The organism is Agromyces sp. NPDC056523 (genome assembly GCF_042794545.1).
Lineage (GTDB): Bacteria > Actinomycetota > Actinomycetes > Actinomycetales > Microbacteriaceae > Agromyces.
The window spans coordinates 162,738-188,417 of the sequence record NZ_JBHTTM010000004.1; the positions used below are offsets into that span (position 1 = coordinate 162,738).

Here is a 25,680-nt window from a genome sequence, read left to right on the forward strand (position 1 = left end):
GTCACGCGCCGACGGCGTCCGGGTACTTGCGGCGGTACGCCCGCCAGGTGACGGCCCAGCGCTCGGGGTCGTCGAGATCGTCGTGGTGGGTGTGGTGCACGGTCTGCCGGTGCGGAGCCGTGCGCACGACGTCCGGGGTCTCGCGCGCCTCGCGGGCGACTTCGGCCAGCACGTCAGCGTACTCGTCGAGCTCGGCCTTCGAGTACGACTCGGTCGGCTCGAGCGTGAAGGGCTGCGGCACGACGTACGGGTGGTGGCTCGTCCAGTAGTGCATGCCGAAGTCGCTGGCGCGGATGCCGATCTCCTCCGACGTGATGCCGGTCTCCTCGAACAGCTCCTGCCACGAGTAGCGCACCTGCTCGATGCGTCGGCGGCCGGTCGCGTAGGGCGCGGACGCACCGGGGATCTCGAGGATCCGCTTCATCAGGTAGTTGTTGTTCAGCACGGCGGTCTCGGCGACGGCGCGCAGGCCCTCGGCGCCGAGCGCCATCATCCATGCGTAGGCGCGCACGATGTTCGGGACGACCCCGTGGAACGGTCCGATCGCGCCGATCGACAGCGGACCGCCTTCGCGAACCTCGTAGCGATCGCCCTCCCGCACGACTCGGGGTCCGGGCAGGAAGGGCGCGAGTGCCGCGCTCACGCCGTTCGCACCGGTGCCGGGCCCCCCCGAGCCGTGCGGCGTGCCGAACGTCTTGTGCACGTTGAAGTGGCAGACGTCGAAGCCGGCATCCCGCGCGCGGGTGATGCCGAGGATGCCGTTCGCATTCGCCTGGTCGTACGAGGCGAGCGCACCGACGGCGTGGGCCGCGTCGACCCACTCCCTGATCGCGGGGTTGTAGATGCCCGTGTCCTCTGGGTTGGTGACCATGATCGCGGCGGTCCGCGGCGAGAGCGCGCGCTTCAGCGCCTCGAGGTCGGGGTAGCCGTCGGCGTCGGGATGGAGGGTGATCACCTCGTACCCCGCCGCCTTCGCGGCGGCGGCGTTCGACGGGTGGCTGAAGATCGTCGTGATGACCTCGCGCCGTTGCTCGTCCTCGCCGTTGGCCTCGTGGTACGCGCGGATCATCGCGATGTTGGCCCAGATGGCGGCGGAACCGCCCTGCGTGTGCAGCGAGACCTCCTCCATGCCCGAGATCTCGGCGAGCATCCGCTCGGTGCGCCAGATGATCTCGAGCGCGCCTTGGGCGTCGGCGGGATCCTGCAGCGGATGCATCGCCGAGAGCTTCGGCGTCGCGATCAGCTGCTCGTTCACCTTCGGCGCGTACTTCATCGTGCACGTGCCCTGGCCCACGTCGACGTTGAGGTCCGCGCCGAGGTTCTCCTGCGAGAGGCGCAGGTAGTGCTTCAGCACGCGCATCTGCCCCATCTCGGGCAGCGCGGGCGCGGTCTTCCGGGCGAGCCCCTCGGGGAGCGCGGCGGTGACATCGCCGACGGCGTCGCGCACGTCGGGCTCGACCTGGGTGACGAGCACACCTCGCTCGCCGGGCGTGGAGAGGTCGAAGAGGAGCGGTTCGTCCCACCGCGCCTGGTGGAACCGACGGTGGGCGGGCTTCGGGGCGATGGGCAGGCTCATGCGCGGTGCTCCTCGGATTCTGCGATGAGGTCGAGCGTGGATGCGGCCTCGGCGGCGGATGCGGCGACGAGACCCGTGACCGCCGCGGCGAGCCGGTCAATGTCGCGCTGCGAGGTCATCTCCGTGACGCACACGACGAGCTCGTGCTCGCCGCCCGGCACGCCCGGCTCGATGCCCTCGGCGCGCAGCGCCGTGACGATGCCCGAGGCGGTGAGGCCGGCGCCCGAGACGTCGATCGCGAACTCGCGCAGGTGCACGGCGCGGTCGGTGAGGCGGATGCCGGGGATGGCGGCGAGTGCGCGCTGCGCGTAGGCGGTGCGCGCGAGCAGCACCTCGCCGAGCTCGCGCATGCCGTGCGGTCCCATGAGGGCGAGGTGCACACCGGCGGCGATGCCCCAGAGGGCCGCTGCAGTGCCGACCCACTCTTTGCCCTCTTCGCGGTGCGCGAACGAGGTGCGGTCGTAGGCGACGTCGCCGAAACCGATCTCACCGGGCACGTCGGTCGTCGCGAGCCCGAACAGGCGCGACGGCATCTCCATGACGAAGCCGGGGTCGTCGTGCACGGCGATGAAGCCGCCGTGGGCACCGCCGTACCACTGGTGCAGGCCGAGCGATTGGATGTCGCCGCAGACGATGTCGGCACCCTGCTCGGCCGGGGGCGTCAGCACGCCGTACCCGACCGGGTCGGTTCCGACGACGAGGATCGCGCCGACCGCGTGCGCGGCGTCGGCGAGCGCCTGTAGCCGATGCTCGATCGCACCGGTGCGGCTCGGGGTCTCGACCCAGACCGCGGCGACGTCGTCGCCGATCCGTTCGGCGATGGATGCGACATCCGCCGTGCCGTCGACCGGGTCGACGAACTCGAGGTCGAGGTGCACCCGCACGTAGTCGCGGACCTTCGAGAGCTTCGCGGGCAGCACGTCACTGGCGACGAGCACCCGGCGCCGGCCGGTCATCCGACCGGCCATCGACAGGCCGGTCGCGGTCGCCTGGAACCCGTCGTAGGTGGGCACGTTGACGACGTCCATCGAGAGCAGTTCGCCCATGAGCGACTGGTACTGCCAGAGCGCCTGGAAGCGGCCGTGGTCCTCGTACGGCTCCCCGGCGTAGGCGGTGAGGAACTCGCTGCGGCCGATGACCTCGTCGACGACGGCGGGTACGTGGTGGTGGTAGGTGCCCTGGCCGAGGAAGCTCAGCCGTTCGGTGGTGGGCACGTTCGAGGCGAGCAGCCCGGAGACGTGGCGGACGAGGTCCTGCTCGGCGACGAGCGGCTCGGGCAGGTCGAGGTCGCGGCCCAGCCGGAGGTCGGCGGGCACGTCGGCGTAGAAGTCCTCGACGGATGCCGCGCCGACAGCGGCGAGCATCTCGGCGCGCACGTCGGGCGCGGTGTTCGGGATGTACGGATGCACGAATGGTCGGTTCATGGGTGGTGCCTCACTCGGTGGTGTCGGACAGGGTGATGAACGGGGGCTCGCTCGCGCGTGGCGAGGCGAGCACGGCGACGCCGAGGGGCGGGAGCACGAGTCGCGCAGCGACGACCCCGTCGGCGAGCAGGTCGGTCGCGCCCTCAGGCACGTCGACGGCGAGCTCGCGCGGGCCGTGGTTGAGCACGAACGTGTAGTCGGTGCGGTCGTCGGCACGGGTGACGACCTCGAGGTGCGGGTCGGTGCGGTCGTGCGCGGGCAGTCCGGCGTCGGTGAGGGCTCGCCGCATGGCGGCGACGAGGCCGTCGGGTGCGAGCACCGCGCCGAGGTACCAGGCGGTGCCCGCGCCGCGCGCGCAGCGGGTGATCGCGGGTCGTCCGTCGAGCACGCCGCCGGTGAAGCGGGCGACGACGGATGCCTCGAGGCCGGCCTCGATCCACTCGGTCCACACCGGCGCGTCGTGGCGGTCGCCGTCGAGGGCGATCCGCTCGACCGAGCCGTCGGGCACCGGCCACGGCTCGTCGACCTCGATGCCGAGGAGCGGCCGGAGTAGACCGGGAGCGCCGCCCGGGTGCACCTTCTCGGTGGGGTCGACGACGCCCGAGAACGGTCCGACGACGACGGTGCCACCGGATGCGGTGTAGACCTCGAGCGCCGCAGCCTGCGCGGCATCCGTCACGTAGAGGTTCGGCACGACGACGAGGTCGTACCCGTCGAACGGGCCCGTCGCTCGCACGGTGTCGACCGGGTGACCGAGCGCGTGCAGGGCCGCGTGCCAGTCGCGGGCCTGCTGCAGCCAGCTCAGGCGCTGGGACGGAAGCGACTCGGTCGCGCTCGTGGCCCACCACGAATCCCAGTCGACGACGAGGGCGACGCGGCTGCGCACGCGCGTGCCGCGGACCGCCGCCAGGCTCTGGAGTTCGCGACCGAGGGCGGCCGTCTCCCTGAAGGTGCGGGATGACTCGCCGCGGTGCCCGAGCATCGCCGAGTGGAACTTCTCCTGGCCGTAGCGGGCCTGCCGCCACTGGAAGAACATGGCGCCGTCGGAGCCGTGCGCGATGGCCTGCAGGCTGTCGATGCGCATCCGGCCGGGGGCCTTGGGCACATTGACGTCGCGCCAGCTGACGGCGCTCGCGGCCTGCTCGAGCAGCAGCCACGGCTGACCGCCCTTGAGCGAGCGCATGAGGCCGTAGTTGAGCGCCGCCGGCACGTGCGCGAGCGGATCGGCGGGGTCGGGGTAGGCGTCGTCGGTGACGAGGTCCTCGTGCTCGGCGAAGCGCCAGTAGTCGAGGTCGCGGAAGAGGCTCATGAAGTTCGTCGTGACGGGCAGCTCGGGCGTGACCTCGCGCAGCACGTCGACCTCGATGCGGAAGAGCTCGAGCAGCGCGTCGGAACTGAAACGCTCGAAGTCGAGCAGCTGGGTCGGGTTGATCGGTCCGGTCGCGCGCCGGGGCGGCTCGATCTGCGTCCACGCCGTGTAGCGCTGGCCCCAGACGTTCACGCCCCACGCCTCATTGAGCCCGTCGAGGTCGCCGTAGCGGGCCTCGAGCCAACGCCGGAAGTGCGCCGCCGACTCGGGGCACCAGCACCGCGCGACGTGGTCGCCGTACTCGTTGGAGACGTGCCAGAGCACGACCGCAGGATGCTGCCCGTAGCGCTCGGCCATCGCCCGGGCCATGCGCGCGACGTGCTCGCGCCAGACGGGCGAGCTCGGGCAGTACGCCTGGCGGGAGCCGAACTCGAGGCGACGACCGTCGGCATCCCACGGCAGCATCTCGGGGTGGGCGCGCACGAGCCACGAGGGTGGCGTGGCCGTCGCGGTCGCGAGGTCGATGCGGATGCCGCCGGCCCAGAGCACCTCGATGACGCGGTCGAGCCACTCCCACTCGTAGATGCCAGGGGAGGTCTCGAGTTGCGGCCACGAGAACACCGGCAGGCTCACGAGGTTCACCCCGGCCTCTCGCATCAGGCGCACATCCTCATGCCAGACCTCTTCGGGCCATTGGTCGGGGTTGTAGTCGCCGCCGAAGGCGAGGGCATCGAGGCGGATGCGGCGCGGTGTCGCGTCGGTCACGCGGATCCTCTCGGTCGGATGTCTGTACAGCTCGTTCTGCGCACTGTATTCTGTATACAGACACGCTAAGCCGCAAGTCGACGAGGGTCAAGCCCTAGGCTTACGGCGTCGGCCCGACCGGCTGGAGGATGGATGGCGATCGAACGCAAGAACCTGCGTTCCCAGGTGCGCGACGAGCTGCTCGCCCGGATGCGGGCCGGGCAGGTCAGCCCGGGCGAGGGCATCAACGAGGTGCAGCTCGCCGCAGAGCTCGGCGTCAGCCGGACCCCCCTCCGCGAGGCGCTCATCGCCCTCGAGAGCGAAGGGCAGATCACCAGCGAGAACGGCAAGGGCTTCCGCTTCGTCCCGCTCTCCGCGACGGAGTTCGAGGAGCTCGCGCCGGTGATGGCCGCGCTCGAGAGCCTCGCCCTCGAGCTGAGCCCCCGCGACGAGCTGAAGTCGATCGGCCGCCGGCTCGAGGAACTGAGTGCCGACTTCCAGCAGGAGGTCGTCGAGCACGCCCTCGTCGTCACGAAGGACGACGAATGGCACGCGATCATGCTCTCGGCGTGCCCGAATCAACGCCTCCTCGAGGTCATCGAGAGCACGCGCGGCGCGTTCCACCGGTACGAGTCGCTGCTCGTGCCCAACGACGTGATGATCGAGCGCGTCGCGGCCGAGCACGCCGAGATCGCGCGGCACCTCGCAAAGGGCGACGTGGCCGCGGCATCCGTCGCCCTGAAGGCCAACTGGATGAACGGGATGCGCCGCATCGTCGAGAACGCCTCGAGCGCGTACTTCAGCGCCTGAGCGGCTCATCTCACCCCTTCACGGCTCCGCCGTGCGATCGCTCAGTCGCCCTGCGACAGCGCGACCGCGAGGTCGATGAACAGGGCGGCGGACCATCCGAATGCCGTGGTGGCACCTGCGGCGCGTTCGCCGGTGTTCGGGTCGAAGTACTCGTGCGGTCCGCCGGCGTGCATGACGAGCTCGAGGGTGCGTTCGGCGAGCGTGCGTGCGCGGTCCGGGTGGCCCGATCGCTCGAGGCCGTCGGCGACCAGTGCGTTGGTGTTCACCCACACGGGGCCGCGCCACATCCGCTGGGGATCGTGATCGGGATCGCCGACGGCCACGGTCGGGATGGGCCAGCGGGTGGCGAACCGGCGCGGGTCGTCGAGCGCGGTGACGAGAGTCTCGACGATCGCCTCGGGCAGGCCGCCGGTCAGCAACGGCATGAGGCCGACGATCGTGTCGCTCGCGACCGGGCGCCCCGCGGCGAGCGACCGGAATCGGCCGGTCGGCTCGTCCCATAGGGTGAGCAGGTGCGCGAGCGTGCGCCTCGCGCGCTCGCGATGAGCGGATGCCGCGGCCGCGCGGCCCGCGTCGGGCTCCGGCTCAGCGCCCCATCGCTCGACCAGATCCGCGAGCTCGAGGTCCTGGCGCACGAGGTACGCCGCGAGGTCGGGCGTCGTCGTCGGCAGCGGACCGTCGAACACCGGGCTGTCGTCGAGTCCCGACGAGTACGGGTGCCCGTACTCGGGCAGGCCGTCGCCGTCGAGGTCGGAGTGGGCGAACCACCACTCCTGCGAGCGGCGGATGGTGCCGATCATGCGGCGCACCCAGTCGGGGTCGGCGCCGTCGGCCTCGAGCACCTTCCGCATCGCCCAAGCGGCGAGCGGCGGCTTCGTGAGCGGCACCGGGGCCGACGGGTCCGCGACGGCGGAGCCGGCGCGACGGAGCGTCTCGCGGTCGGCGGCCGGCAGGTCGTCGCTGCTCGCCAGGATGCCCTCTTCGTGGATCACATCGGGCAGCTGCCCATCCGGAGTCGGGAACCGCAGGGCGAGATCGAGTTGCTCGCGCGCGAGTTCAGGGTCGCCGTGGCGCAGGCCGACGGCGATGAAGTACGCGTCCCACTGCCAGAGGCCGACGTAGCCGATCTTCGAGGGCACGACGGCGCGTGCGTCACCGAGGTGCGGCAATTCGACGGTGTTGGCGCCGAGCACCCACCAGCAGAACGCGGCCATGTCCTGCAGGTCTGGTCGCACGACCGGGCAGCTCGCGAACCAGTCGAGCCAGACCCGCCGGGTCGCCTCGACGTGCTCGCCGTGGTCCTCCGACGGTGCGACCTCGACCTCGCGCGACGGGCCGAGCGAGAAGACGACGGATGCCGCGTGCGGGCCGCCGATCCGGATCTCCTCCGGCTCGTCGCCAGGCTGCCGCGTCCAGCACACCAGTACGTCGCCACTGCTCCGCACCCCAACGGACCACGTGGACGCGCCGGCGAACGTGAGCGAGACCTGGTCGCCGAACTCGATCACATGCGGCAGCACCCGCGTAATCGGCAGGGTCACGCCGGCGGAGTCGCACACCTCGAGCGCCTCCAACGCCACGCACTCGGACAGCGAACGCTCGTACTCCGACGTGTGCACGCGCAGCCGATCGCCGTCGCGCAGCATGAGGATGCGGGAGCGCGGCAGCGTGAACGGGGCTCGCACGAGGTCGAGGTGCGCGCCCGCGCGTGCGGCGGCGGATGCGGCATCCGCTCGCCCCACGACGCGCCGTGTCGACACCGGCACGACGCTCATCGGCCGCCCAGCCCCGACGCAGCCATGCTGTTCAGGATGCGACGCTGCCCGATCACGAAGGCCACGAGCATGGGAATCGTGGCGAGCGCCGACGCCGCCATGACGAGCCCGTAGTCGACCGACCCGAACTGGCCGCGGAAGCTCGCGAGGAGCAGCGGGACCGTGAAGAGGTCGGGCGAATTCAGCAGCACCAGCGGGAACAGGAAGCTGTTCCACACGTCGAGCGCGACGATGATGCTGAGCGCGCCGAGGCCGGGCTTGAGGTTCGGCAGGATGATGCTCCAGAAGATGCGCCAGCGGCCGGCCCCGTCGACGAGCGCCGCCTCTTCCAGCTCCTTGGGCAGGCTGAGCACGAACTGCCGCATCAGGAACACCGCGAACGGGTTCACGAGCATCGCCGGCACGATCAGCGAGAGGTGGGAGTCGACCCATCCGAATTGAGCCATCAGCAGGTAGAACGGGATCAGCGTGACCTGCTTCGGGATCATCTGCGTCGCCAGGAACACGATGAAGAGCACGCGGCTGCCGCGGAAGCGGATCCGGGCGAACGCGTATCCCGCCATCGACGCGGTGAGCAGGGTGCCGACGACCGCCAGCACGCAGATGTAGATGCTGTTCAGGTACGCCTGCCCGAAGGGCACGGCGTTCCACGCGCCGACGTACTTGTCGAGCGTCCACGGGTCGGGCCAGAAGCTCAGCGGGTCCTGCAGCAGCTGTGGGAGCGTCTTGAACGAGGTCAGCAGCATCCAGACGAACGGGAACACCATCGCGAGGCCCGCGACGGCGAGCGCGGTGTGGATGAGGGCGCGGCCGACGGTGCGGCGGCCGCGTTCCCGTCCGGGGTGCGGTCCGGCGCGGCCGGTGCCATCGTGACGCTCGAGGTCGGGGTCGCCGACGAGCGGCTGGGTCAGGTCTGCGGCGGTCATGCGGCGTCGTCCTCGTAGTGCACGAACTTCTTCTGCGCGCCGAACTGGATCGCGGTGATGACGAGGGTCAGCAGCAGCAGGATCACGGAGGCGGCGCTGGAGGGTCCGAACTCGAACCTCCCGAAGCCCAGGTCGTAGATGTGGTAGACGATCGTGCGGGTCGCGTTGTCGGGGCCCGCATTCGCGGTGAGCACGAACACCGTGTCGAACGTCTGCAGCGACGAGATGAACGCGACGATCGACGAGAAGAACACGATCGGCGAGAGCAGGGGCAGGCGGATGTTGCGGAAGAGGCGCCACGCGCCGGCGCCGTCGATGCGCGCGGCCTCGATCACCGACGGCGAGATGTTCTGCAGTCCGGCGAGGAAGATGATCACGTTCAGGCCGAGCGACGACCAGATCGACACGATGCACACCGCGAGGAGCGCGAGGCTCGGGTCGTTGAGCCAGTCCGGCGGGGCGACGCCGAACACGTTCGCGATCGTGGTGCTCAGCACGCCGTCGGCGCGGAAGAGCTGCTGCCAGATCATGGCGACGGCGACCGTGCTCGTGACGACCGGGGCGAAGAAGAGGATGAGGTAGAGCGTGCGCGTGCGCAGCCGCTCGAGGGCCACGGCGATCACGACCGCGAGGCCGAGGCCCACGGGCACCGTGATGACCGCGATGAGCAGCGTGTTCACGATCGATCGCAGGAGCAGCTCGTCCTGCAGCTGGGCCGTGAAGTTCTCGAAGCCGACCCATTCGAGCTCGGTGAGCCCGTTCCATGACGCGAACGCGAGCACGAGGCTCGCCACGAACGGCAGGAGCACGAACAGCGCCATGCCGACGAGCTGCGGAGCGACGAAGACGTAGCCCCAGCGGCGGTCGCGGCGGCGCCAGGCCGCCTCGCGGCGTGGGCCCGTTGCGCCGCGGCGAGACTCACGCCCCCCGGTCGACGCGGGATGGCCGGGCTGATCGGGCGGTGCTGCGGGCGCGGGCGGCGCGACCGGGGTTCCGGTCGCGCCGCCCGTCGTGATCGCCATGGGTCGACTCACTCCCCCGACTTCTCGGCGACGAGGTCGGCGGCGGCGTCGAGCGTCGCCTGCGCGTCGGCCTTGCCCTCATACAGCTCGAGGAACAGCGCGCTGATGTCGCCCGACAGGCCCGGCACACGTGCCTCGGCCGGGTGGTTGGCAAAGCCGATGTCGCGCATGTCGAGGAAGCTCTGAGCGTGGGCCGGGTAGCCGTCCTCGAGCACCACGTCGTCGGCACCCGTGATGGAGGGCACCGCGTTGCCGCCGCCCTGGAGGCGGAACGTCTGCCCCTCGGACGAGAGGAACTCGGTCCAGAAGGTGAACGCGGCATCCTTCGCATCGGTGCGGCCGTTGATCGCCAGGTACGACGCGGCGACGCCGGTGGGCGCCTCGGCGCCGTCGGGAGTGGGCCAGCGGACGATGTCGTAGTCGTCCTCGACGCCCGCGCTCGTCACGGTGCCGATCGTGTAGCGGCCCTGGACGAAGAACCCGGCGCCGTGGGTGACGAAGACGCTGTCGGCGCCGGCGCCCTCGGGCATGGTGTCGGCGACGACGAACGTGCCGTCCTGGAACTCGTCGCCGAGCGTCGTGACGGCGTCGATCGTGGCGGGGTCGGTGTTGCCCACGAACTCGCCGGAGTCGTCGTAGGCGGTGCCGCCCTGCGCCGAGATCCAGCTGTAGTGCGTCGCCCAGTAGTTCCAGAACATCGAGCCGATGAGCCCGGCGTCGGCGAGCTTGTGGTTCATCTCGAGGTACTTCTCGGTGGTCCATTCGCCCTGCTCGGCGAGCGTGGCCGGGTCCTCGGTGATGCCCGCGGCCGCGAGCGCGCTCTTGTCGTACCAGAGCACGTCGGGGTTGGAGTCGTTGGGGGCGGCGAAGTACTCGCCCTCGCGCTCGGCCACCCCGAACAGGCCGGGGAAGAAGTCGTCGGGCTGCGTCTGGCTCTCGTCCGACTCCATCAGGTCGCGTAGCGGCAGGAGCACGTCGGCGTCGACGAACTGGCCGAGCATGTCGTCGCCGATGTAGAAGACGTCGGGCGCGGTGCCGCTCGTGAGCTGCGCGAGGAGCTTGGAGTGGTAGTCGCCGTAGCTCGCGACCGGCTGCAGCTCGACCTTGATGTCGGGATGGCGCTCCATGAAGTCCTCGTTGAACTCCTCGAAGCGCGTGAGCTCCTCGGGGGTCCCCCACGTGGACCAGACCACGGTGTTCTCGTCGGACGCGCCGCCTCCCCCGCTGCACGCCGCCAGGCCGATCGTCATCATGCTGATCGCGCCGGCCGCGAGCAGACGCCTCGTCATTGAGTTCGCACGGCGCATCGCGCCCCACCTCTTCCGTCGTTGGTCGTTCGCCGGCATATCCGGCACTCAGTATTTTGTATACAGAACGCAGGAAGGTCAAGCCCGAAATGGAATCCGCTTGCACTCAATGACGGCTGAGCGGGGCCAGGTGATGCTATGTGGTGGTCATGCGGGCCGCCCGCTCGATGAGCGCCCGCACCTCGGGCACGAGCTCGTCGACCGGCCCCTCAACCGGCAATCCCGGTGCGACGGCCGTGATCGGCAAGACCGCGACGGCGGATGCCGCGGCGCCGATCTCTGCGCGCCATCCGCTGACCTGCTCTGCCGAGGCGACGTACACGATGCGCCCGAGCCCGACCCACGCGTGCGCCGCCGAGCACATCGGGCAGTGCTCCCCCGACGTGTACACCGTCGCCGCCGCCCGCTCGTCCGCGGTCAGGTTCGCCGCCGCCCAGCGCGCGATCTCGAACTCCGGATGCCGCGTGGCATCCCCCGTGGTCGCCTCGCGGTTGCGGTCTTCGAACCGCACGACCCCCGCCCCGTCGACGAGCACCGACCCGAACGGGCCGTCGCCGGCGTCGAGCGCTTCGCGCGCGAGCTCGACCGCCCGGCGGAGATGGACGAGATCGGCCTCGGAGATCGTCATGCACCCAAGCTAGGCGCGCGCCTGCGCCGATGGCACCCCCGTCCATAGGATGTCCCGGTGCCACTCTTCGACCACATCGGCATCACCGTCGATGACCTCCCCCACTCGATCGCCCAGTTCGACCCGGTGATGCAGGCGCTCGGCTGCACCCGGCAGGACGCCGACAACAGCGTCTCCTGGTACCTCGGCGAGGAGGAACTGATCCTCTTCCCCGCCCGCGAACCGGGCACCGGCCCGCACCGGCACGGCCAAGTCGGATGGCAGCACCTCGCGTTCCCAGTCGAGTCCCGCACCGAGGTCGATCGCCTCCACCAGATCGCGACGGATGCCGGGTGGACGGCGGTCAGCGGACCCAAGCCGTTCCCGCGCTTCAACGACCGCTACTACGCCTCCTTCGTCGAGGACGACAACGGCATCCGCCTCGAGTTCATGCACAACCCGCCACGAGAACCGGCCGCGGACTGAATCTCGCCGCTGACCCGCGTCGAGACGTCCGCTAGTTCGGCGAGCCGTGAGTCAAGAGGTTCCGGACCCATGCTTCATGGTCGTCGAGATCGAACTGGGCGAAGGCCAGGCTCTCGTCGATCCACTCCTCTGACACGGTCGCGGTCTTCTCCTGGGAAGCCGTGAGGTCGGGCTCATTGACGCTCGTCACGCCCAGCCAGACCGGCAGCGCCTGTGTGTCGAGGATGATGCTGAGCAGCTTGAGCTCGATCTCGAGTGCCTTCCGAGCGTCGGAGGAAAGCGTGTCCCACTCGATCCGGCGGCTCGCGTCATGCCCTGGTGCCGGGATGAAAGGTGGTGCCGCTGCGTAGCGGGATTGGATGGTGTGTCCGAGCAGTTCGGCGCGCTGGATGATGGCTTGCTGGGCTTCGTTCCACCTCTCCGCGCGTGGCAGGGCGTCCTGCATGTCCTCCAGCGCCTGCTGCGCGGCATCGAGCTTCTCGGCTTCTGCTTCGGCTTCCTTGCGGAGCTTCCGGCCTTTCCAGACGAGCACGCCACCGATGGCCAGAAGCGCGGGCAAGGCGACGATGCCGGCCAGGACCGCCGCACCGCCCGCCACGCCCACGCGACCGGCTGCGAGTGAACCGCCTCCGAGCCAGGCGAGGGTCGTGCTGGAGGCAGCCGCGCCGGAGAGGGCGGCGATCGCGGTCCCGGTCGACGCGGTCCCCGCGGCCGAGAGGGCGACGAACACACCGGCCGCGGTTCCTGGACCCGGCCCAGCCCCGGCGCCCGTGCCTGCCGCGCTCTCGGTCACCGCCTTCAGGATGCTGACCTCCGTCTGCCCCCTGAGCCCTCTGATCTCGTCCTCGAGAGATCCTGCCGTCCTGTCGGTCGCCCCGGCATCGTTGGAATCGAGCATCGGTTGCCAGTCGACCCTCGCGGCGGTCTCGAGGAACGGCAGGACGAATGCAGTGCACGCGCGCTCCAGCGTGCGCTCGGAGTTGCGGATCTGGAACGTGACCCGTTCGGTGAGCAGGTTCGACGATGCGATGATCTGGGCTCGCCTGGCCTCGTTCTCGAGGTGGATCGGCCCAGCCATGGCACGGGCGAAGACGCCGGGGCGCGAGAGCACCGCGAGCGCTCGCTCCGTCTCCTCCTCGAGTTCTGCCTCGGTGTGTCCGAGCGTGTCCAAGAGACGTTGGCGGTACCGACCGGTCGGGTCGGTCTTGCCGGACTCGATGCGGGAGATCGCGACGGCGGCGCTCTTCGGGCTCTCGTCGCTTCCATATCCGGCGATTCGCCCCAGCTCCTGCTGGCCCTTGCCGTTGGCGCGTCGCCACTCCCGCCCCCACGCCTTGAGTACGGATGCCTGCGCGGTCAGCCGGGGCTTGGGAACGGTGCGCTCGGTTGCCACTGTTGACACCTACCCTAACTTCGTGCCTATACTCGGGCTAATACGGGGCTAACTTAGCATCCGCACGACTCACTATATAGGGAGATCATCATGACTATGAGTGCACTGCCGGCGTGGTCGGATCGGTCGGAGCAGGACACGCCTTCGTCCGGGGCCGGTACGAGCGAGCCTCGATACGATGCCCGCCCTCGCAACGGCAGCAGTCCCTGGCTGATGCTGTTTCCCCTCGGGGCTGCGGCGGCAGTCTCGGCGGCTGTCCTGCTGCGGAAGCCGGCCGTGCGCAAGGCGTGCGGCGAGGTCGTGCGGGATCCCGAGGTGCGCGATGTCTGCAGGGATGCCGGCGAGCGGGCCTACCGCGTGATCGCTGCATCGTGGCGTCGGCATGGCGGTCCGGAGGGATTGGCCGAGACCTTCCTGCGCTGACCTCGCCGACGGCGACCACGGCGCGCTGGAGGCGGGGCCGGGACGTGTCAGCACCGAGCCGGACCCGTGCGCCGGGTCACAGCTCGTCTTCCATCAGCGCCTTGATGTTCTCGGCACTCCTCTGCATCCGATCGGTGATCAGCGCTTCGTCGACGGTATCCGGTACCTCTGCGGCGATCGTGACCGACGTCGTCGACGGATCGACGGATTCGAAGCTGGCCCGGCCCGGCATCTCGTATCCACCTTCCCGGATCAGGACTCCGAACGTCCTGTCCCGTTCGAACTCCACCACTTCCATGGTGCCGTCCACCGGTGCGCCGGAACGGACATTCCGCCGGCGGATGACCGTCCCCATGGCGATCGGGGCGTCGGACGTCGCTTCGAGCTCGATGTCGGGATCCCAACGAGGATGGTTCCGGACGTGGTCGTCGGCGTACCAGGCGAAGACCTTTCCGATCGGTCGGTGAACCTCTACAGACGCCTCGATCCACATCATCGCCTCCGGGACCGACACCCCGTCGCGCACCATCGGCCACCTCCATGCTGCTCATGCCGGGCACGATCCGCAACGCGGCCCGAGGGAGGACGCTCGTCGAGGAAGCCGCTTTGTAGTGCAGGGGCTTCTTGACTTCCTCGGTGAGGCCGACGCCGTCGCACAGCTCCCGCGTGTGCTGCGCCTCGTTGTCGTGGAGCGGGCCACCACCGGTGCAGCGCCGCGAGCGGCTACAGAGCACTGGGCACCCGACGCCGCCTACGGAATGCGCCGCCTCGCCCAGCGTTGGAGACCTGTATGAAGCGCATCGGTTTCCTCTCGTTCGGCCACTGGTCGAACTCGCCTGGCTCGCAGGCACGATCGGCGTCCGACGTGCTGCTGCAGTCGATCGACCTGGCGGTCGCGGCCGAGGAGGTCGGTGCCGACGGCGCCTACTTCCGGGTGCACCACTATGCGAACCAGCTCGCGAGCCCGTTCCCCCTGCTCGCGGCGGCCGGCGCGAAGACGAGCCGCATCGAGCTCGGCACGGGCGTGATCGACATGCGCTACGAGAACCCGGTGTACATGGCTGAGGATGCCGGCGCCGCCGACCTCATCGCGGGCGGCCGCCTGCAGCTCGGCGTCTCGCGCGGGTCACCCGAGTCGGTCATCGAGGGCTACCGCTACTTCGGCTACGAGGCGCCCGAGGGTTCGACCATGGCGGATGTCGCCCGCAACAACACGACGGTGTTCCTGAAGGTCATCGACGGGGCGCGGTTCGCCGAGCCGAATCCGCGCCCGATGTTCCAGAACCCGCACCCGGGGCCGCTCGGCATCCAGCCGCAGTCGCCGGGTCTGCGCGACCGCATCTGGTGGGGCGCCGGCTCCGATGCGACCGCCGTGTGGGCGGCCGAGCAGGGCATGAACCTCATGAGTTCGACGCTCAAGGAGGATGAGTCGGGCGAGCCCTTCCACGTGCAGCAGCGCAAGCAGATCGAGGCCTTCCGCGCGGCCTGGGCCGAGGCGGGCCACGAGCGCGAACCGCGGGTCTCGGTGAGCCGATCCATCTTCGCCATCGTCAACGACCTGGACCGCCGGTACTTCGTCGGAGGTGGCGACCGCTCGGACCAGTTCGGCGTGATCGACGACTTCCGCGCCGTCTTCGGCCGCAGCTACGCCGCCGAACCCGATGTCCTGATCGAGCAGTTGCGCGAAGACGAGGCGATCGCCGCCGCCGACACCCTGCTGCTCACCGTCCCCAACCAGCTGGGCGTCGACTACAACGCGCACGTCCTCGAGTCGATCCTGACGCACGTGGCGCCGGCGCTGGGGTGGCGGTGAGCGGGCGCCACGAGTTGAATTCGCGCTCGATGAGCGCTCGCACCTCGGGAACCAACTCGTCGACCGCCCTCGACCGGCAATCCCGGGTGCGACGGTCGTGATCGGCAAGACCGCGACAGCGGATGGCGCGGCGGCGAGCGTTGCGCGCCATACGGAGATCTGCTCGGCTGACGCGACATAGATGATCCGTCCGAGCCCGATCCAGGCGTGCGCCGCCGAGCGCATCGGGCAGCGCTCCCCCGACGTCTACACCGGTGCCGCCGCCCGCTCGTCGGCGGTCAGGTTGGTCGCCGCCCAGCGCGCGATCTCGAACTCCGGATGCCGCGTGGCATCCCCCCTTCGTCACCTCGCGGTTGCGGTCCTCGAACCGCACGGTGCCGGATGCATTGACCAGCTCCCATCCGAACGGACCGTCGCCGGCGTCGAACGCTATACGCGCGAGCTGGAACGCGCGGCGCAGGTGGACGAGGTCGGCTTCGGAGATCGTCATGCGTCCCGCGCTTAAACGACCGCTCCTGCGCCTCCTTCGTAGAGGACGACAACGGCATCCGCCTCGAGTTCGTGCACAACCCGCCGCCCGAGTGGTGATGGACTAATCCGGCGGTGTGGGCAAAGGGCCACATGGTAATGTCGCGCCACCGTCGTTCATCGCCGCATGCTGGTCAGTATGGAGCGAACTGCAATCGCACCGCACGACTTGGAGAAAAGATGCCTCAAGACGCCCTGATCGAAAGCACACGCGAGCTTTTCGGGCGAGTTGTATATACCCACAAGACTCATGAGAAGGAGCGAGAACGACTGTCACGCCTCGGCACATTGTCGAGGTGGACGAATATCATTCTGAACGCCTTGACCCTTGGAGGCGTTGTTTCCATCTTCAATACCGGAAGCCAAGAAGCCCTCATCGCCACGGCGTTGCTTGCGACCCTATCCGCGGCTTATGCGCTGATTCAGCTTAGCTTTGATCCGGTTGGAGCGGCTGCTAGTCACCGAGCCGCAGCGAAGCGCCTCCTGGGGATCCGAGACGAGCTTCAATTGCTGCTTTCGGATCTGTCTGACAACGCTGTCGACCCAGACTCCGCGCGAGCACGACGGAATCGTCTGGCTGACGATGCGCAATACGCCTATGAGCTCGCGCCCGACACGAGCCCGAGGTCGTATCGGGCTGCATCTAAGGCACTCCAGGTTGACGAAGATATGACGTTCAGCGACGAAGAATTGAACCATTTCCTGCCAAAGGCACTGCATTGGCCGAAGTCGGTGGAATAGATCGCATCTCTCGCAAATCGCGGAACGGCAGGAGAAACTCTACTTGCCCCCGTAGGGATGTAGTATCCGTTGCTGCGAGATCGGGTCAAGCGCTTCGGGCCCGTCGCCGTACCACACACCCGTTGCGACCCATACTTCATAGAACAAGAGCCACTGCGACGCCCAAGGGACGAAGGTGTCAGTGAATAGCATGTGCGGGCGCCACTCCCCGTGAATGTTTAGGCAAAGGGCACCAGAGTCGAAGACGTGAGGCAATAGTCCGTCAGCATTCGGCTTCAGTGCCGGAGCGTCAACGTAAATCTCCGCCGGTGCTACGGCCGCAGCCTCGAGTCGCACGCTGTAAATTTCGCTTGCAGGGGCAGGTTGGAGTCGACCGTGCCAGGAGAGCTTGCCGTGCTTTAGATGCGGTCGTGTATCCGGGAACGCCGTCCTGAGCGCCAGAGCTTGCTGGGCCAGCCGAAGCTCAGCGCGCGGGCCCGCCATAGAAGGTGTTCTTCTTGACGACGCGGCTGGGAGAAGGTGAGGACACCGCACCCCGCGGATGCATCTGCAGGGAACCTGTGCCACCTTGCATCGTTACGGTGTTGGTGGACCGGGCGACCGATAGACCGCTAGCGACTGACTCCAGCGCGTGGCTCGCGACGCGCGCGCCGAAAGATCGGTTGAGCGACTCGCCAATACGGTGAATTCCAACGGATGCACCGAGCTCCGCGAAATCCCGAGTTGCTTTTTCCATCCACGTGAAGAACCGGGTTGCCCGGTCAGGCTCGGTTGCCCAGTAGTCGGCGAAATTCTCATCGGGCTCGACGGGATTAGGCAGACGCCACTCGCCGAGCGAGTAGTCGAGGTAGCTCGGCATCCGAGAAGTGACTCCGCGCAGCACATCGAAGAGGTCGCCACCTTCTTCGTATGCGAGTGCGGCGAGAGTCGTAATGATGATCGAAGCGGGCCGATCGGCCGGCCGCTCAGCGAAGTACATGTCACGGTGTCGCTTGAGGGCCTGAACGGATCGCTGCAGCGAGGTCTTGACTCGCCACTCCGGGACATCGTCGATGTTGAGCGCCCTCGCCAGCAGCACGCGCTCGGCCTGCACCTCGGCCGCCATCCGACCATGGAACCACTCCGCGTAACCGTCAGGGTTCGAGTGCTGCCAACTACGCAGGTTCTGATCGGTGATCAGAACGCCCTGATCGATCGATCCATCAGGGATGGCAGGAAGGATATCCAAATGCATACCCGGCCAGCTGAGTGTCCAGCATCTGTCGCTCTCGGCGACCGATGGGCTGCCGGATGCGGGTGCACTCGCGTAGGACTTCACGGCCCGTCCGACATCATCTTTCAGCTCGCTCTGCGTAACTGAGGACTGAGCGAGACCGCGGAGCGCGACGCAGTCGATGTCGATGTCGTCACTAGCAGTGAGCCGGCGAGTTTCCGTTCCGAGCCGAAACGAACCCTGAGTGAACACGCGATTCTCCGTGCGAGTGCTCTCCCACTGTTCGTCGAGTGCGGAGCCCACACCCTCGTAACGTCGAACAGCTCGATCTCTTTCGTTCGGCGTGATGTCGAGAGAAGCAAGACCTCGGCCGAGAAGAGCATCCAGAGTGCCCCATCTACCCGAGGGTGCAGCTCCAATTGAGGGCTCGGTCAGCGTCATGATCAGAAGTCCCAGTCCTCGTCCTCGGTGTTGACCGCCTTGCCGATCACGTACGACGAGCCCGAGCCCGAGAAGAAGTCGTGGTTCTCGTCGGCGTTCGGTGAGAGGGCCGCGAGGATCGCGGGGTTCACGTCGGTGACGGACTTCGGGAACATCGGCTCATAGCCGAGGTTCATGAGGGCCTTGTTGGCGTTGTAGTGCAGGAATTTCTTGACGTCTTCGGTGAGGCCGACGCCGTCGTAGAGGTCCTGGGTGTACTGCGCCTCGTTGTCGTAGAGCTCGTAGAGCAGCGAGAACGTGTAGTCCTTGATCTCGTCGCGGGTCGCGTCATCCGCCCGCTCGAGGCCCTTCTGGAACTTGTAGCCGATGTAGTAGCCGTGCACGGCCTCGTCGCGGATGATCAGTCGAATGAGATCAGCCGTGTTCGTCAGCTTCGCGCGCGACGACCAGTGCATCGGCAGATAGAAGCCCGAGTAGAAGAGGAACGATTCGAGCAGCGTCGAGGCCACCTTGCGCTTCAGCGGGGAGTCGCCCTGGTAGTACTCCATGACGATCGCGGCCTTCTTCTGAAGGTTCTCGTTCTCGACCGACCAGCGGAACGCGTCGTCGATGTCCTTCGTCGAGCACAGCGTCGAGAAGATCGACGAGTAGCTCTTCGCATGCACCGACTCCATGAACGCGATGTTCGTGTACACCGCCTCTTCATGCGGCGTGATCGCGTCGGGGATGAGCGAGACCGCGCCGACCGTGCCCTGGATGGTGTCGAGCAGCGTCAGGCCGGTGAACACCCGCATCGTGAGCTGCTGCTCCTCGGGCGTCAGCGTGTTCCACGACTGGATGTCGTTCGACAGCGGCACCTTCTCGGGCAGCCAGAAGTTGCCGACCAGGCGGTTCCAGACCTCGAGGTCCTTGTCGTCCTGGATGCGGTTCCAGTTGATCGCGTTGACGTGGTCGACCAGCTTCACCTTGCCGTGGTGGGCGGGGTCGTTGGCGGCCGCGTTGACCGGGTCGGTGAGGGTCATGTCAGTTCCTTCTGGGGCGGATGTCGCGAAGCGGACGGATCTTCAAACGTGAGGGATACTCACTACAGCGTGCAGCTGACGCACATATCCAATTCGGTGCCCTCGAGGGCCTGCTGGCGGAGCCGGATGTAGTAGATGGTCTTGATGCCCTTCTTCCACGCGTAGATCTGGGCCTTGTTGATGTCGCGGGTCGTCGCGGTGTCCTTGAAGAACAGCGTGAGCGACAGGCCCTGGTCGACGTGCTGCGTCGCCGCGGCGTAGGTGTCGATGACCTTCTCGTAGCCGATCTCGTACGCGTCCTCGTAGTACTCGAGGTTGTCATTCGTCATGAACGGCGCCGGGTAGTAGACGCGGCCGAGCTTGCCTTCCTTGCGGATCTCGATCTTCGCCGCGATCGGGTGGATCGACGACGTCGAGTTGTTGATGTACGAGATCGAGCCGGTCGGCGGCACCGCCTGCAGGTTCTGGTTGTAGATGCCGTGCTCCTGGACGGAGGCCTTCAGCTCCTCCCAGTCGTGCTGGGTGGGGATGTGCACGCCGGCATCGGCGAAGAGCTCGATGACCCGCGCGGTCTGCGGCACCCACGCGGCATCCGTGTACTTGTCGAAGAACTCACCCGAGGCGTACTTCGAGTCGGCGAACCCGTCGAACGTCTCACCCCGCTCGATCGAGATCTGGTTCGACGCCCGCAGCGCGTGGAACAGCACCGTGTAGAAGTAGATGTTCGTGAAGTCGATGCCCTCTTCGGAACCGTAGAAGATGCGCTCGCGGGCGAGGTAGCCGTGCAGGTTCATCTGCCCGAGGCCGATGGCGTGCGACTTGTCGTTGCCGTCTTCGACCGAACGCACCGACGAGATGTGCGACATGTTCGACACCGCGGTCAGGCCCCGGATGGCGGTCTCGACCGTCTTGCCGAAGTCGGGCGAGTCCATCGCCAGCGCGATGTTCAGCGAGCCGAGGTTGCAGGAGATGTCCTTGCCGATCTGGGCGTACGAGAGGTCTTCGTTGTAGGTCGTCGGCGTGTTGACCTGCAGGATCTCGGAGCACAGGTTCGACATGTTGATCCGGCCCTTGATCGGGTTGGCCTTGTTCACCGTGTCCTCGAACACGATGTAGGGGTAGCCCGACTCGAACTGGATCTCAGCGATCGTCTGGAAGAACTCGCGCGCGTTGATCTTCGTCTTCTTGATGCGCGGGTCGTCGACCATCTCGCGGTAGTGCTCGCTGATCGGCACGTCGCCGAACGGCTTGCCGTAGACGCGCTCGACGTCGTACGGCGAGAACAGGTACATGTCCTCGTTGTTCTTCGCGAGCTCGAACGTGATGTCGGGGATGACGACACCGAGCGAGAGCGTCTTGATGCGGATCTTCTCGTCGGCGTTCTCGCGCTTGGTGTCGAGGAACCGCATGATGTCGGGGTGGTGCGCCGATAGGTACACCGCGCCGGCGCCCTGGCGCGCGCCGAGCTGGTTGGCGTAGCTGAACGAGTCCTCGAGCAGCTTCATGACGGGGATGATGCCGCTCGACTGGTTCTCGATCTGCTTGATCGGTGCACCTGCTTCACGGATGTTGCTGAGCAGCAGTGCCACGCCGCCGCCGCGCTTCGACAGCTGCAGCGACGAGTTGATGCCGCGGGAGATGGACTCCATGTTGTCTTCGATGCGGAGCAGGAAGCACGAGACGAGCTCGCCGCGCTGCGCCTTGCCCGTGTTGAGGAACGTGGGCGTCGCGGGCTGGAAGCGGCCGGCGATGATCTCTTCGACGAGGTCGATCGCGAGCTGCTCGTCGCCGCCGGCGAGGCCGAGCGCGGTCATGACGACGCGGTCCTCGAAGCGCTCGAGGTACCGCTTGCCGTCGAACGTCTTGAGCGTGTAGCTCGTGTAGTACTTGAACGCGCCGAGGAACGTTTCGAAGCGGAACTTCTTCGAGTACGCCAGGTCGTTGAGCTTCTGGATGAACTCGAAGTCGTACTGCGCCAGGACCTCGGGCTCGTAGTACTCCTTCTCGACGAGGTAGTCGAGGCGCTCCTTGAGGGAGTGGAAGAAGACCGTGTTCTGGTTGACGTGCTGCAGGAAGTACTCGCGCGCCGCCTCGCGGTCTTTCTCGAACTGGATCTTGCCGTCGGCGCCGTACAGGTTCAGCATCGCGTTGAGCGCGTGGTAGTCCATCCCCGCGTTGCTCGTGCGCGGTGCGTCGATGACGCTCACGCCACTGTCGCGGCCGGATGCTGCTGCGTTGACCAAAATGCGTCCAATCCCTCGTCGACGGCGCGAACGTCGTCTGGTGTTCCGAACAGTTCGAAGCGATACAGGTGCGGCACGTGGCACTTCGCGGCGATGATGTCGCCGGCGAGGCCGTAGGCCGTACCGAAGTTGGTGTTGCCCGCGGCGATGACGCCGCGGAGGAGGGCCCGGTTGTGCGGGTCGTTCAGGAACTTGATGACCTGCTTGGGCACCGCTCCATGACCGTCGCCGCCGCCATAGGTCGGCACGATCAGCACGTAGGGCTCGTCGGCGACGAGCGGGGCATCCTTCGCATGCAGCGGGATGCGCTCCGCCGGCCGACCGAGCTTCTCGACGAACCGGGCGGTGTAGCCCGAGACGCTCGAGAAGTAGATGAGGTTCGTCATTGCTGCTCCAGGTTCCGCATCACGACCCCCCGGTCGCTGCTCCCGGAAGCGTTACGCGAGCCGGCTCGCCAGCTCGTCGATCTTGTCGGGGCGGAAGCCCGACCAGTGGTCTTCGTCGGTGATGACGACCGGGGCCTGCAGGTACCCGAGCTCCTTGACGGCGGCGAGCGCCTGCTCGTCCTGCGAGAGGTCGAGCACCTCGTAGTCGATGCCCTTGCTGTCGAGGGCTCGATACGTCGCGTTGCACTGCACGCACGAAGGCTTGGTGTAGACCGTGACCGTCATGTCGAAACCCCTCTTCTCTGGCCCCTGAAGGAGCCGACTCCCCCGGTGTTGCTGGTGTCCTTCAATACTACATCTAGTGGCTGACCAAATGCACGACCACAAGATGATGTAGTTACATCCGTGTAGTTTTCCACCGCGTTCTCCACCGTTCATCCCCAGCCCGAGATGGGCCTGACCGGCGGATTTCCGCGGTTCCGGTCGACGTTCTCCACAGGCCCGCTCGTTCGAGCGGATTCTGCCTGTGAACAGATGCCGGGCGTGTCGCGGCGTGTCGCGCCATCCCGATATCTGGGCCTTCATGGCCCCCCGACCCCAACATGTGGTGTTGCCCACGTTCATGCTTCCACCACCCACCGACATTCGACTGGCGGATGGCACGGCGCGTCGCGGCCCGGACGGCCTGCAGCTCGCGGGCAGGTAGCGTGAGCGGGTGATCTCCCATAGCGCGGCCCCATTCGCGGCGAGTCCCCGTCTCCACGTGCGCACCGCACCGGGACTGCCGATCGCGCAGCGACTGGCCGGCACGTCGCTGATGGGCATGCTCGTGGCCGTGGTCACTTTGGCGATCGGAGTCGGCGGGACGCGGGGCGTCCGAGATGGTCTGGTCGCCGCCGTCATCGGGCTTGCTGCCGGCGTGGTGGTGGTGGCCGTTCGGCGCTGGTTCATCGTTCGAGAGGCACGGACCCGGTTGGAGGCGCTCCGCGAGTCGGTGCCCGATGCCGATGCGGTGGCGGTTCGCAGCACGCTCGCCGTCACGGCGTCGGGCCCGGTCGAACGTGATGCCGCCGGCGAGCGTCGCAAGCCCGGTCGATCGTTCCAGTTGCTGACGCTCGACGCGGACGGTTTCGAGCTCAGGGAGCGTCCGATCGGCGGACCTCAGGGATCGGTGTTCGTCCCGTGGGCCGCGGTCGAGGCGATCCGGGTCGGCAGCGCCGACTTCGCCGAGTTCACGGAACGCGCCATCCTGATCGCCGCGGATACGGACCAGGGTGCATTCGTCGTCGGCCTCGCGCCAGTCGACGATCACACCCTCCTGCTCCGCCCGACCGCGGAGCACGAGTACCTGAACCTCATGAATGAGCTGATCCGCCGCGCGGAGGCGATCCACCCCCTGTCGCAGGGCCTCTCACCCCGGTAGCGTGGCCCGCGGACCGAACCCCGCAGACCGGACCTGCGAAGGAGGACCGCATGGCCCCGTCCCACACCGTGATCTCGCGCGACGGCACGTCGATCGCCTACGACCGGGAGGGCGACGGCCCGCCCGTCGTGCTCGTCGGCGGCGCGTTCCAGTTCCGCGCGTTCGATCCGACGACGAAGCAGCTCGCGAAGCTGCTCGCCGGTCGCGGCTACTCGGTGATCAACTACGACCGGCGCGGGCGCGGCGAGAGCACCCACGAGGGCAGCATGACGCTCGCCGACAGCATCGCCGACCTCTACGCAATCGTCACCGAGCTCGAGCGCACGGGCGATGCGCCGCAGGGCGTCGCTCTGTTCGGCAACTCGTCGGGCGGCGCCATCGCGCTCGCGGCCGCCGCGGCAGGGTTCCCGGTCAGCGCGCTCGTGACGTTCGAGGTGCCGCTCGATCCCGAGGGCGGATCCGAGGGCGAGGAGTTCCTCGCCGGGCTGCGGGACCGCATCGCCGGCGACGATCCCGACGCGGTCGTCGAGTACTTCATGAAGGACATGCCGCACGAGTGGCTCGAGCAGGCCAAGGCGAGCCCGTCCTGGCCGGTCATGGTGCGCATCGGGCCGAGCCTCGAAGCGGATGCCGAGTCCATGGCGTGGTCGCAGTCGGCGCCGCACGCCGAGCTGCTCGGCGGCATCACCGCGCCCGCACTCGTGCTCGTCGGCGAGGAGACGCTCGACGTGATGGGACCTGCTGCCGATGCGATCGCCGCCGCCATGCCGAACGCCGAGCGTCGCGCCATCCCGGCCGCCCAGCACCAGTGGCAGCCCGAGCAGATGGCCGAGACCATCGCGGAGTTCCTCGACGCGCACGTCGAGCGCTGAGCCGTCCCAGCGGCCGCGAAGTGACGCGAACGGCGCGAACTCCCGCGGCATGGAGCACCTTGCTTGCGTCACGTCGAGGGCCGAACGGCGCCGACCGGCTAGGAGGTGACGGCCGCGCGGTCGCGCGTGGGCGCGGCCGTGCTCGTGCGCACCACGAGGTCGGGCACGCGCGGCGCCGGCATGCGGTCGTCGTCGCCGAGCACGGCGAGCACGCCCGCCATCGCGTCGCGTCCGAGCGCGTCGAAGTCCTGCCGGATCGTCGTGAGCGGCGGCGCGAAGAACGCCGCCTCGGGGATGTCGTCGAAGCCGACCACCGAGACGTCGCCCGGCACCGAGCGACCCGCCTCGGCCAGCGCGTGCATCACGCCGAGTGCCATCTGGTCGTTCGACACGAACACCGCGGTCATGTCGGGGTCGCCCGCGAGCGCGCGCCCGTGCACGTACCCGCTGCCCGGCGACCAGTCCCCGACCAGGGGCTCGCGCGCCGGCAGGCCGTGCTCGCCGAGGGCGGCGCTCCAGCCGCGGACGCGCTCCGCGGCATCCATCGCGTTCGTCGGCCCGGCCACGTGCCGGATCTCGCGGTGACCCAGGGCGATGAGGTGCTCGACCGCGAGGCGCGCGCCCGCGTACTGGTCGAGCCACACGCGGTGCATCTCGCCGCGATCCTCGGAGGCGACGGCGATGATCGGCACGCCGAGTTCGATCCCGTCGAGCGCGTCGAGCGCGGCGCGCTGCGCGGCGATGAGCACGATGGCCTCGACGTTCTGGCGCACGAGCAGCTCGGCCGTGGAGCGCATGCTCGCGGCATCCGTCTCGAGCATGCTCGCCGTGATGACCGCGTACCGCGCGTCGCGGGCCGCCTCGTTGAAGTGCAGCGCGGTCGACGACGGGCCGTAGTCGGGCGCGCCCGTGACGATTAGGCCGAGCGTGCGCGTGCGCCGCGTCACCAGCGCGCGTGCCGCGGGCGACGGCACGTACCGCAGCTGCTTGATGGCCTGCTCGACCCGTGCGCGCGTGGCCGGTCGCACGTTCGGCAGGTCGTTGAGCACGCGCGACACCGTCTGGTGCGACACGCCGGCGAGCCGGGCCACGTCGAAGATCGTCGCCGCCCGGGTCTTGTCGTCGTGATCGCTCACTCGCTGCCTGGCTCCCTGCCCCGCGCCCCCGGCGCGCTCGTCATGTCGATTATCCCGCCC

At 68.2% G+C, this 25,680-nt stretch carries 24 protein-coding genes; 8 read left to right on the forward strand and 16 right to left on the reverse strand.

Annotation, left to right across the window (positions count from 1 at the left end):
- Position 1: 1 nt before the first annotated feature.
- Genes gcvPB through ACFQ58_RS14200 form a run of 3 tightly spaced genes read right to left on the reverse strand, consistent with a single transcriptional unit; the run spans position 2 to position 5,074 of the window.
- The gene (gcvPB, locus tag ACFQ58_RS14190; protein WP_376951803.1) at positions 2-1,576 is read right to left on the reverse strand and encodes an aminomethyl-transferring glycine dehydrogenase subunit GcvPB; all 1,575 of its coding nucleotides are present in this window, start codon (positions 1,574-1,576) and stop codon (positions 2-4) included.
- Positions 1,573-3,000, reverse strand: coding sequence for an aminomethyl-transferring glycine dehydrogenase subunit GcvPA (gcvPA, locus tag ACFQ58_RS14195; protein WP_376951804.1), 1,428 nt, complete (start codon positions 2,998-3,000; stop codon positions 1,573-1,575). Before gcvPA ends, gcvPB begins: the two co-directional genes overlap by 4 nt.
- A 10-nt stretch (positions 3,001-3,010) precedes the next feature.
- Complete coding sequence (locus ACFQ58_RS14200) at positions 3,011-5,074, reverse strand: beta-galactosidase (protein ID WP_376951805.1); 2,064 nt, start codon at positions 5,072-5,074, stop codon at positions 3,011-3,013.
- 132 nt (positions 5,075-5,206) lie between these two features.
- Between ACFQ58_RS14200 and ACFQ58_RS14205 the strand changes: the two genes are divergently transcribed.
- Positions 5,207-5,863 (forward strand): GntR family transcriptional regulator, encoded by a 657-nt coding sequence (locus ACFQ58_RS14205; protein WP_376951806.1) that lies wholly within the window; start codon positions 5,207-5,209, stop codon positions 5,861-5,863.
- 41 nt (positions 5,864-5,904) lie between these two features.
- Here the strand turns inward: ACFQ58_RS14205 and ACFQ58_RS14210 are convergent, their stop codons facing one another.
- The 5 genes from ACFQ58_RS14210 to ACFQ58_RS14230 form a co-directional block, all read right to left on the reverse strand.
- Entirely contained in the window at positions 5,905-7,638 is a 1,734-nt protein-coding gene (locus ACFQ58_RS14210) for an amylo-alpha-1,6-glucosidase (RefSeq protein ID WP_376951807.1), read from the reverse strand.
- A complete protein-coding gene (locus ACFQ58_RS14215; RefSeq protein WP_376951808.1) occupies positions 7,635-8,564 on the reverse strand; it encodes a carbohydrate ABC transporter permease in 930 nt (309 codons plus the stop codon). Before ACFQ58_RS14215 ends, ACFQ58_RS14210 begins: the two co-directional genes overlap by 4 nt.
- On the reverse strand, positions 8,561-9,586 hold the full coding sequence (locus ACFQ58_RS14220) for a carbohydrate ABC transporter permease (protein ID WP_376951809.1): 1,026 nt from the start codon (positions 9,584-9,586) through the stop codon (positions 8,561-8,563). The genes ACFQ58_RS14215 and ACFQ58_RS14220 overlap by 4 nt, the downstream gene beginning before the upstream one ends.
- Before the next feature lie 8 nt (positions 9,587-9,594).
- On the reverse strand, positions 9,595-10,875 hold the full coding sequence (locus ACFQ58_RS14225; RefSeq protein WP_376951810.1) for an ABC transporter substrate-binding protein: 1,281 nt from the start codon (positions 10,873-10,875) through the stop codon (positions 9,595-9,597).
- Positions 10,876-11,029: 154 nt separating this feature from the next.
- Positions 11,030-11,521: a nucleoside deaminase gene (locus tag ACFQ58_RS14230; protein ID WP_376951811.1), complete on the reverse strand. Its 492-nt coding sequence runs from the start codon at positions 11,519-11,521 to the stop codon at positions 11,030-11,032.
- A 57-nt stretch (positions 11,522-11,578) separates the two neighbouring features.
- On the opposite strand from ACFQ58_RS14230, the gene ACFQ58_RS14235 reads away from it, so the two are divergent.
- Positions 11,579-11,986, forward strand: coding sequence for a VOC family protein (locus tag ACFQ58_RS14235; protein ID WP_376951812.1), 408 nt, complete (start codon positions 11,579-11,581; stop codon positions 11,984-11,986).
- A 31-nt stretch (positions 11,987-12,017) separates the two neighbouring features.
- On the opposite strand, the gene ACFQ58_RS14240 is transcribed toward ACFQ58_RS14235, so the two are convergent.
- Entirely contained in the window at positions 12,018-13,379 is a 1,362-nt protein-coding gene (locus ACFQ58_RS14240) for a helix-turn-helix domain-containing protein (protein WP_376951813.1), read from the reverse strand.
- A gap of 96 nt (positions 13,380-13,475) precedes the next feature.
- On the opposite strand from ACFQ58_RS14240, the gene ACFQ58_RS14245 reads away from it, so the two are divergent.
- Positions 13,476-13,802 carry a hypothetical protein gene (locus ACFQ58_RS14245; RefSeq protein WP_376951814.1) on the forward strand — a complete coding sequence of 109 codons (327 nt, stop codon included), beginning with the start codon at positions 13,476-13,478 and terminating at the stop codon, positions 13,800-13,802.
- A gap of 76 nt (positions 13,803-13,878) precedes the next feature.
- Here ACFQ58_RS14245 and ACFQ58_RS14250 read toward each other — a convergent pair whose 3' ends face one another.
- Entirely contained in the window at positions 13,879-14,331 is a 453-nt protein-coding gene (locus ACFQ58_RS14250) for an SRPBCC family protein (RefSeq protein WP_376951815.1), read from the reverse strand.
- 261 nt (positions 14,332-14,592) lie between these two features.
- Here ACFQ58_RS14250 and ACFQ58_RS14255 point away from each other — a divergent pair, with 261 nt between their 5' ends.
- From ACFQ58_RS14255 to ACFQ58_RS14265, 3 genes are all read left to right on the forward strand, one after another.
- Positions 14,593-15,615 (forward strand): LLM class flavin-dependent oxidoreductase, encoded by a 1,023-nt coding sequence (locus ACFQ58_RS14255; protein WP_376951816.1) that lies wholly within the window; start codon positions 14,593-14,595, stop codon positions 15,613-15,615.
- A gap of 181 nt (positions 15,616-15,796) precedes the next feature.
- Positions 15,797-16,120: a hypothetical protein gene (locus ACFQ58_RS14260; RefSeq protein ID WP_376951817.1), complete on the forward strand. Its 324-nt coding sequence runs from the start codon at positions 15,797-15,799 to the stop codon at positions 16,118-16,120.
- A gap of 203 nt (positions 16,121-16,323) precedes the next feature.
- Positions 16,324-16,884 (forward strand): SLATT domain-containing protein, encoded by a 561-nt coding sequence (locus ACFQ58_RS14265; protein WP_376951818.1) that lies wholly within the window; start codon positions 16,324-16,326, stop codon positions 16,882-16,884.
- 463 nt (positions 16,885-17,347) lie between these two features.
- On the opposite strand, the gene ACFQ58_RS14270 is transcribed toward ACFQ58_RS14265, so the two are convergent.
- The 5 genes from ACFQ58_RS14270 to nrdH form a co-directional block, all read right to left on the reverse strand.
- Entirely contained in the window at positions 17,348-18,538 is a 1,191-nt protein-coding gene (locus ACFQ58_RS14270) for a nucleotidyltransferase (RefSeq protein ID WP_376951819.1), read from the reverse strand.
- A 2-nt stretch (positions 18,539-18,540) separates the two neighbouring features.
- Complete coding sequence (nrdF, locus tag ACFQ58_RS14275) at positions 18,541-19,560, reverse strand: class 1b ribonucleoside-diphosphate reductase subunit beta (RefSeq protein ID WP_376951820.1); 1,020 nt, start codon at positions 19,558-19,560, stop codon at positions 18,541-18,543.
- A 62-nt stretch (positions 19,561-19,622) separates the two neighbouring features.
- The gene (gene nrdE / locus ACFQ58_RS14280; protein ID WP_376952028.1) at positions 19,623-21,728 is read right to left on the reverse strand and encodes a class 1b ribonucleoside-diphosphate reductase subunit alpha; all 2,106 of its coding nucleotides are present in this window, start codon (positions 21,726-21,728) and stop codon (positions 19,623-19,625) included.
- 35 nt (positions 21,729-21,763) lie between these two features.
- A complete protein-coding gene (nrdI, locus tag ACFQ58_RS14285; RefSeq protein ID WP_376951821.1) occupies positions 21,764-22,189 on the reverse strand; it encodes a class Ib ribonucleoside-diphosphate reductase assembly flavoprotein NrdI in 426 nt (141 codons plus the stop codon).
- 51 nt (positions 22,190-22,240) lie between these two features.
- The gene (gene nrdH, locus ACFQ58_RS14290) at positions 22,241-22,474 is read right to left on the reverse strand and encodes a glutaredoxin-like protein NrdH (RefSeq protein WP_092672516.1); all 234 of its coding nucleotides are present in this window, start codon (positions 22,472-22,474) and stop codon (positions 22,241-22,243) included.
- 478 nt (positions 22,475-22,952) lie between these two features.
- Here nrdH and ACFQ58_RS14295 point away from each other — a divergent pair, with 478 nt between their 5' ends.
- Positions 22,953-23,612: a hypothetical protein gene (locus ACFQ58_RS14295; RefSeq protein WP_376951822.1), complete on the forward strand. Its 660-nt coding sequence runs from the start codon at positions 22,953-22,955 to the stop codon at positions 23,610-23,612.
- A 50-nt stretch (positions 23,613-23,662) separates the two neighbouring features.
- Positions 23,663-24,484, forward strand: a complete 822-nt coding sequence (locus tag ACFQ58_RS14300) for an alpha/beta fold hydrolase (protein WP_376951823.1) — start codon at positions 23,663-23,665, stop codon at positions 24,482-24,484.
- A gap of 98 nt (positions 24,485-24,582) precedes the next feature.
- Here ACFQ58_RS14300 and ACFQ58_RS14305 read toward each other — a convergent pair whose 3' ends face one another.
- Positions 24,583-25,620, reverse strand: a complete 1,038-nt coding sequence (locus tag ACFQ58_RS14305; RefSeq protein ID WP_376951824.1) for a LacI family DNA-binding transcriptional regulator — start codon at positions 25,618-25,620, stop codon at positions 24,583-24,585.
- Positions 25,621-25,680 lie beyond the last annotated feature (60 nt).

Coding starts and splice junctions, on each gene's coding strand:
- gcvPB (WP_376951803.1), bottom strand. CDS start 1,576: ATGAGCCTGCCCATCGCCCCGAAGCCCGCCCACCGTCGGTTCCACCAG.
- gcvPA (WP_376951804.1), bottom strand. CDS start 3,000: ATGAACCGACCATTCGTGCATCCGTACATCCCGAACACCGCGCCCGAC.
- ACFQ58_RS14205 (WP_376951806.1), top strand. CDS start 5,207: ATGGCGATCGAACGCAAGAACCTGCGTTCCCAGGTGCGCGACGAGCTG.
- ACFQ58_RS14210 (WP_376951807.1), bottom strand. CDS start 7,638: ATGAGCGTCGTGCCGGTGTCGACACGGCGCGTCGTGGGGCGAGCGGAT.
- ACFQ58_RS14215 (WP_376951808.1), bottom strand. CDS start 8,564: ATGACCGCCGCAGACCTGACCCAGCCGCTCGTCGGCGACCCCGACCTC.
- ACFQ58_RS14220 (WP_376951809.1), bottom strand. CDS start 9,586: ATGGCGATCACGACGGGCGGCGCGACCGGAACCCCGGTCGCGCCGCCC.
- ACFQ58_RS14225 (WP_376951810.1), bottom strand. CDS start 10,875: ATGACGAGGCGTCTGCTCGCGGCCGGCGCGATCAGCATGATGACGATC.
- ACFQ58_RS14230 (WP_376951811.1), bottom strand. CDS start 11,521: ATGACGATCTCCGAGGCCGATCTCGTCCATCTCCGCCGGGCGGTCGAG.
- ACFQ58_RS14245 (WP_376951814.1), top strand. CDS start 13,476: ATGAGTGCACTGCCGGCGTGGTCGGATCGGTCGGAGCAGGACACGCCT.
- ACFQ58_RS14250 (WP_376951815.1), bottom strand. CDS start 14,331: ATGGTGCGCGACGGGGTGTCGGTCCCGGAGGCGATGATGTGGATCGAG.
- ACFQ58_RS14255 (WP_376951816.1), top strand. CDS start 14,593: ATGAAGCGCATCGGTTTCCTCTCGTTCGGCCACTGGTCGAACTCGCCT.
- ACFQ58_RS14260 (WP_376951817.1), top strand. CDS start 15,797: ATGATCCGTCCGAGCCCGATCCAGGCGTGCGCCGCCGAGCGCATCGGG.
- ACFQ58_RS14265 (WP_376951818.1), top strand. CDS start 16,324: ATGCCTCAAGACGCCCTGATCGAAAGCACACGCGAGCTTTTCGGGCGA.
- ACFQ58_RS14270 (WP_376951819.1), bottom strand. CDS start 18,538: ATGACGCTGACCGAGCCCTCAATTGGAGCTGCACCCTCGGGTAGATGG.
- nrdF (WP_376951820.1), bottom strand. CDS start 19,560: ATGACCCTCACCGACCCGGTCAACGCGGCCGCCAACGACCCCGCCCAC.
- nrdE (WP_376952028.1), bottom strand. CDS start 21,728: ATGGACTACCACGCGCTCAACGCGATGCTGAACCTGTACGGCGCCGAC.
- nrdI (WP_376951821.1), bottom strand. CDS start 22,189: ATGACGAACCTCATCTACTTCTCGAGCGTCTCGGGCTACACCGCCCGG.
- nrdH (WP_092672516.1), bottom strand. CDS start 22,474: ATGACGGTCACGGTCTACACCAAGCCTTCGTGCGTGCAGTGCAACGCG.
- ACFQ58_RS14300 (WP_376951823.1), top strand. CDS start 23,663: ATGGCCCCGTCCCACACCGTGATCTCGCGCGACGGCACGTCGATCGCC.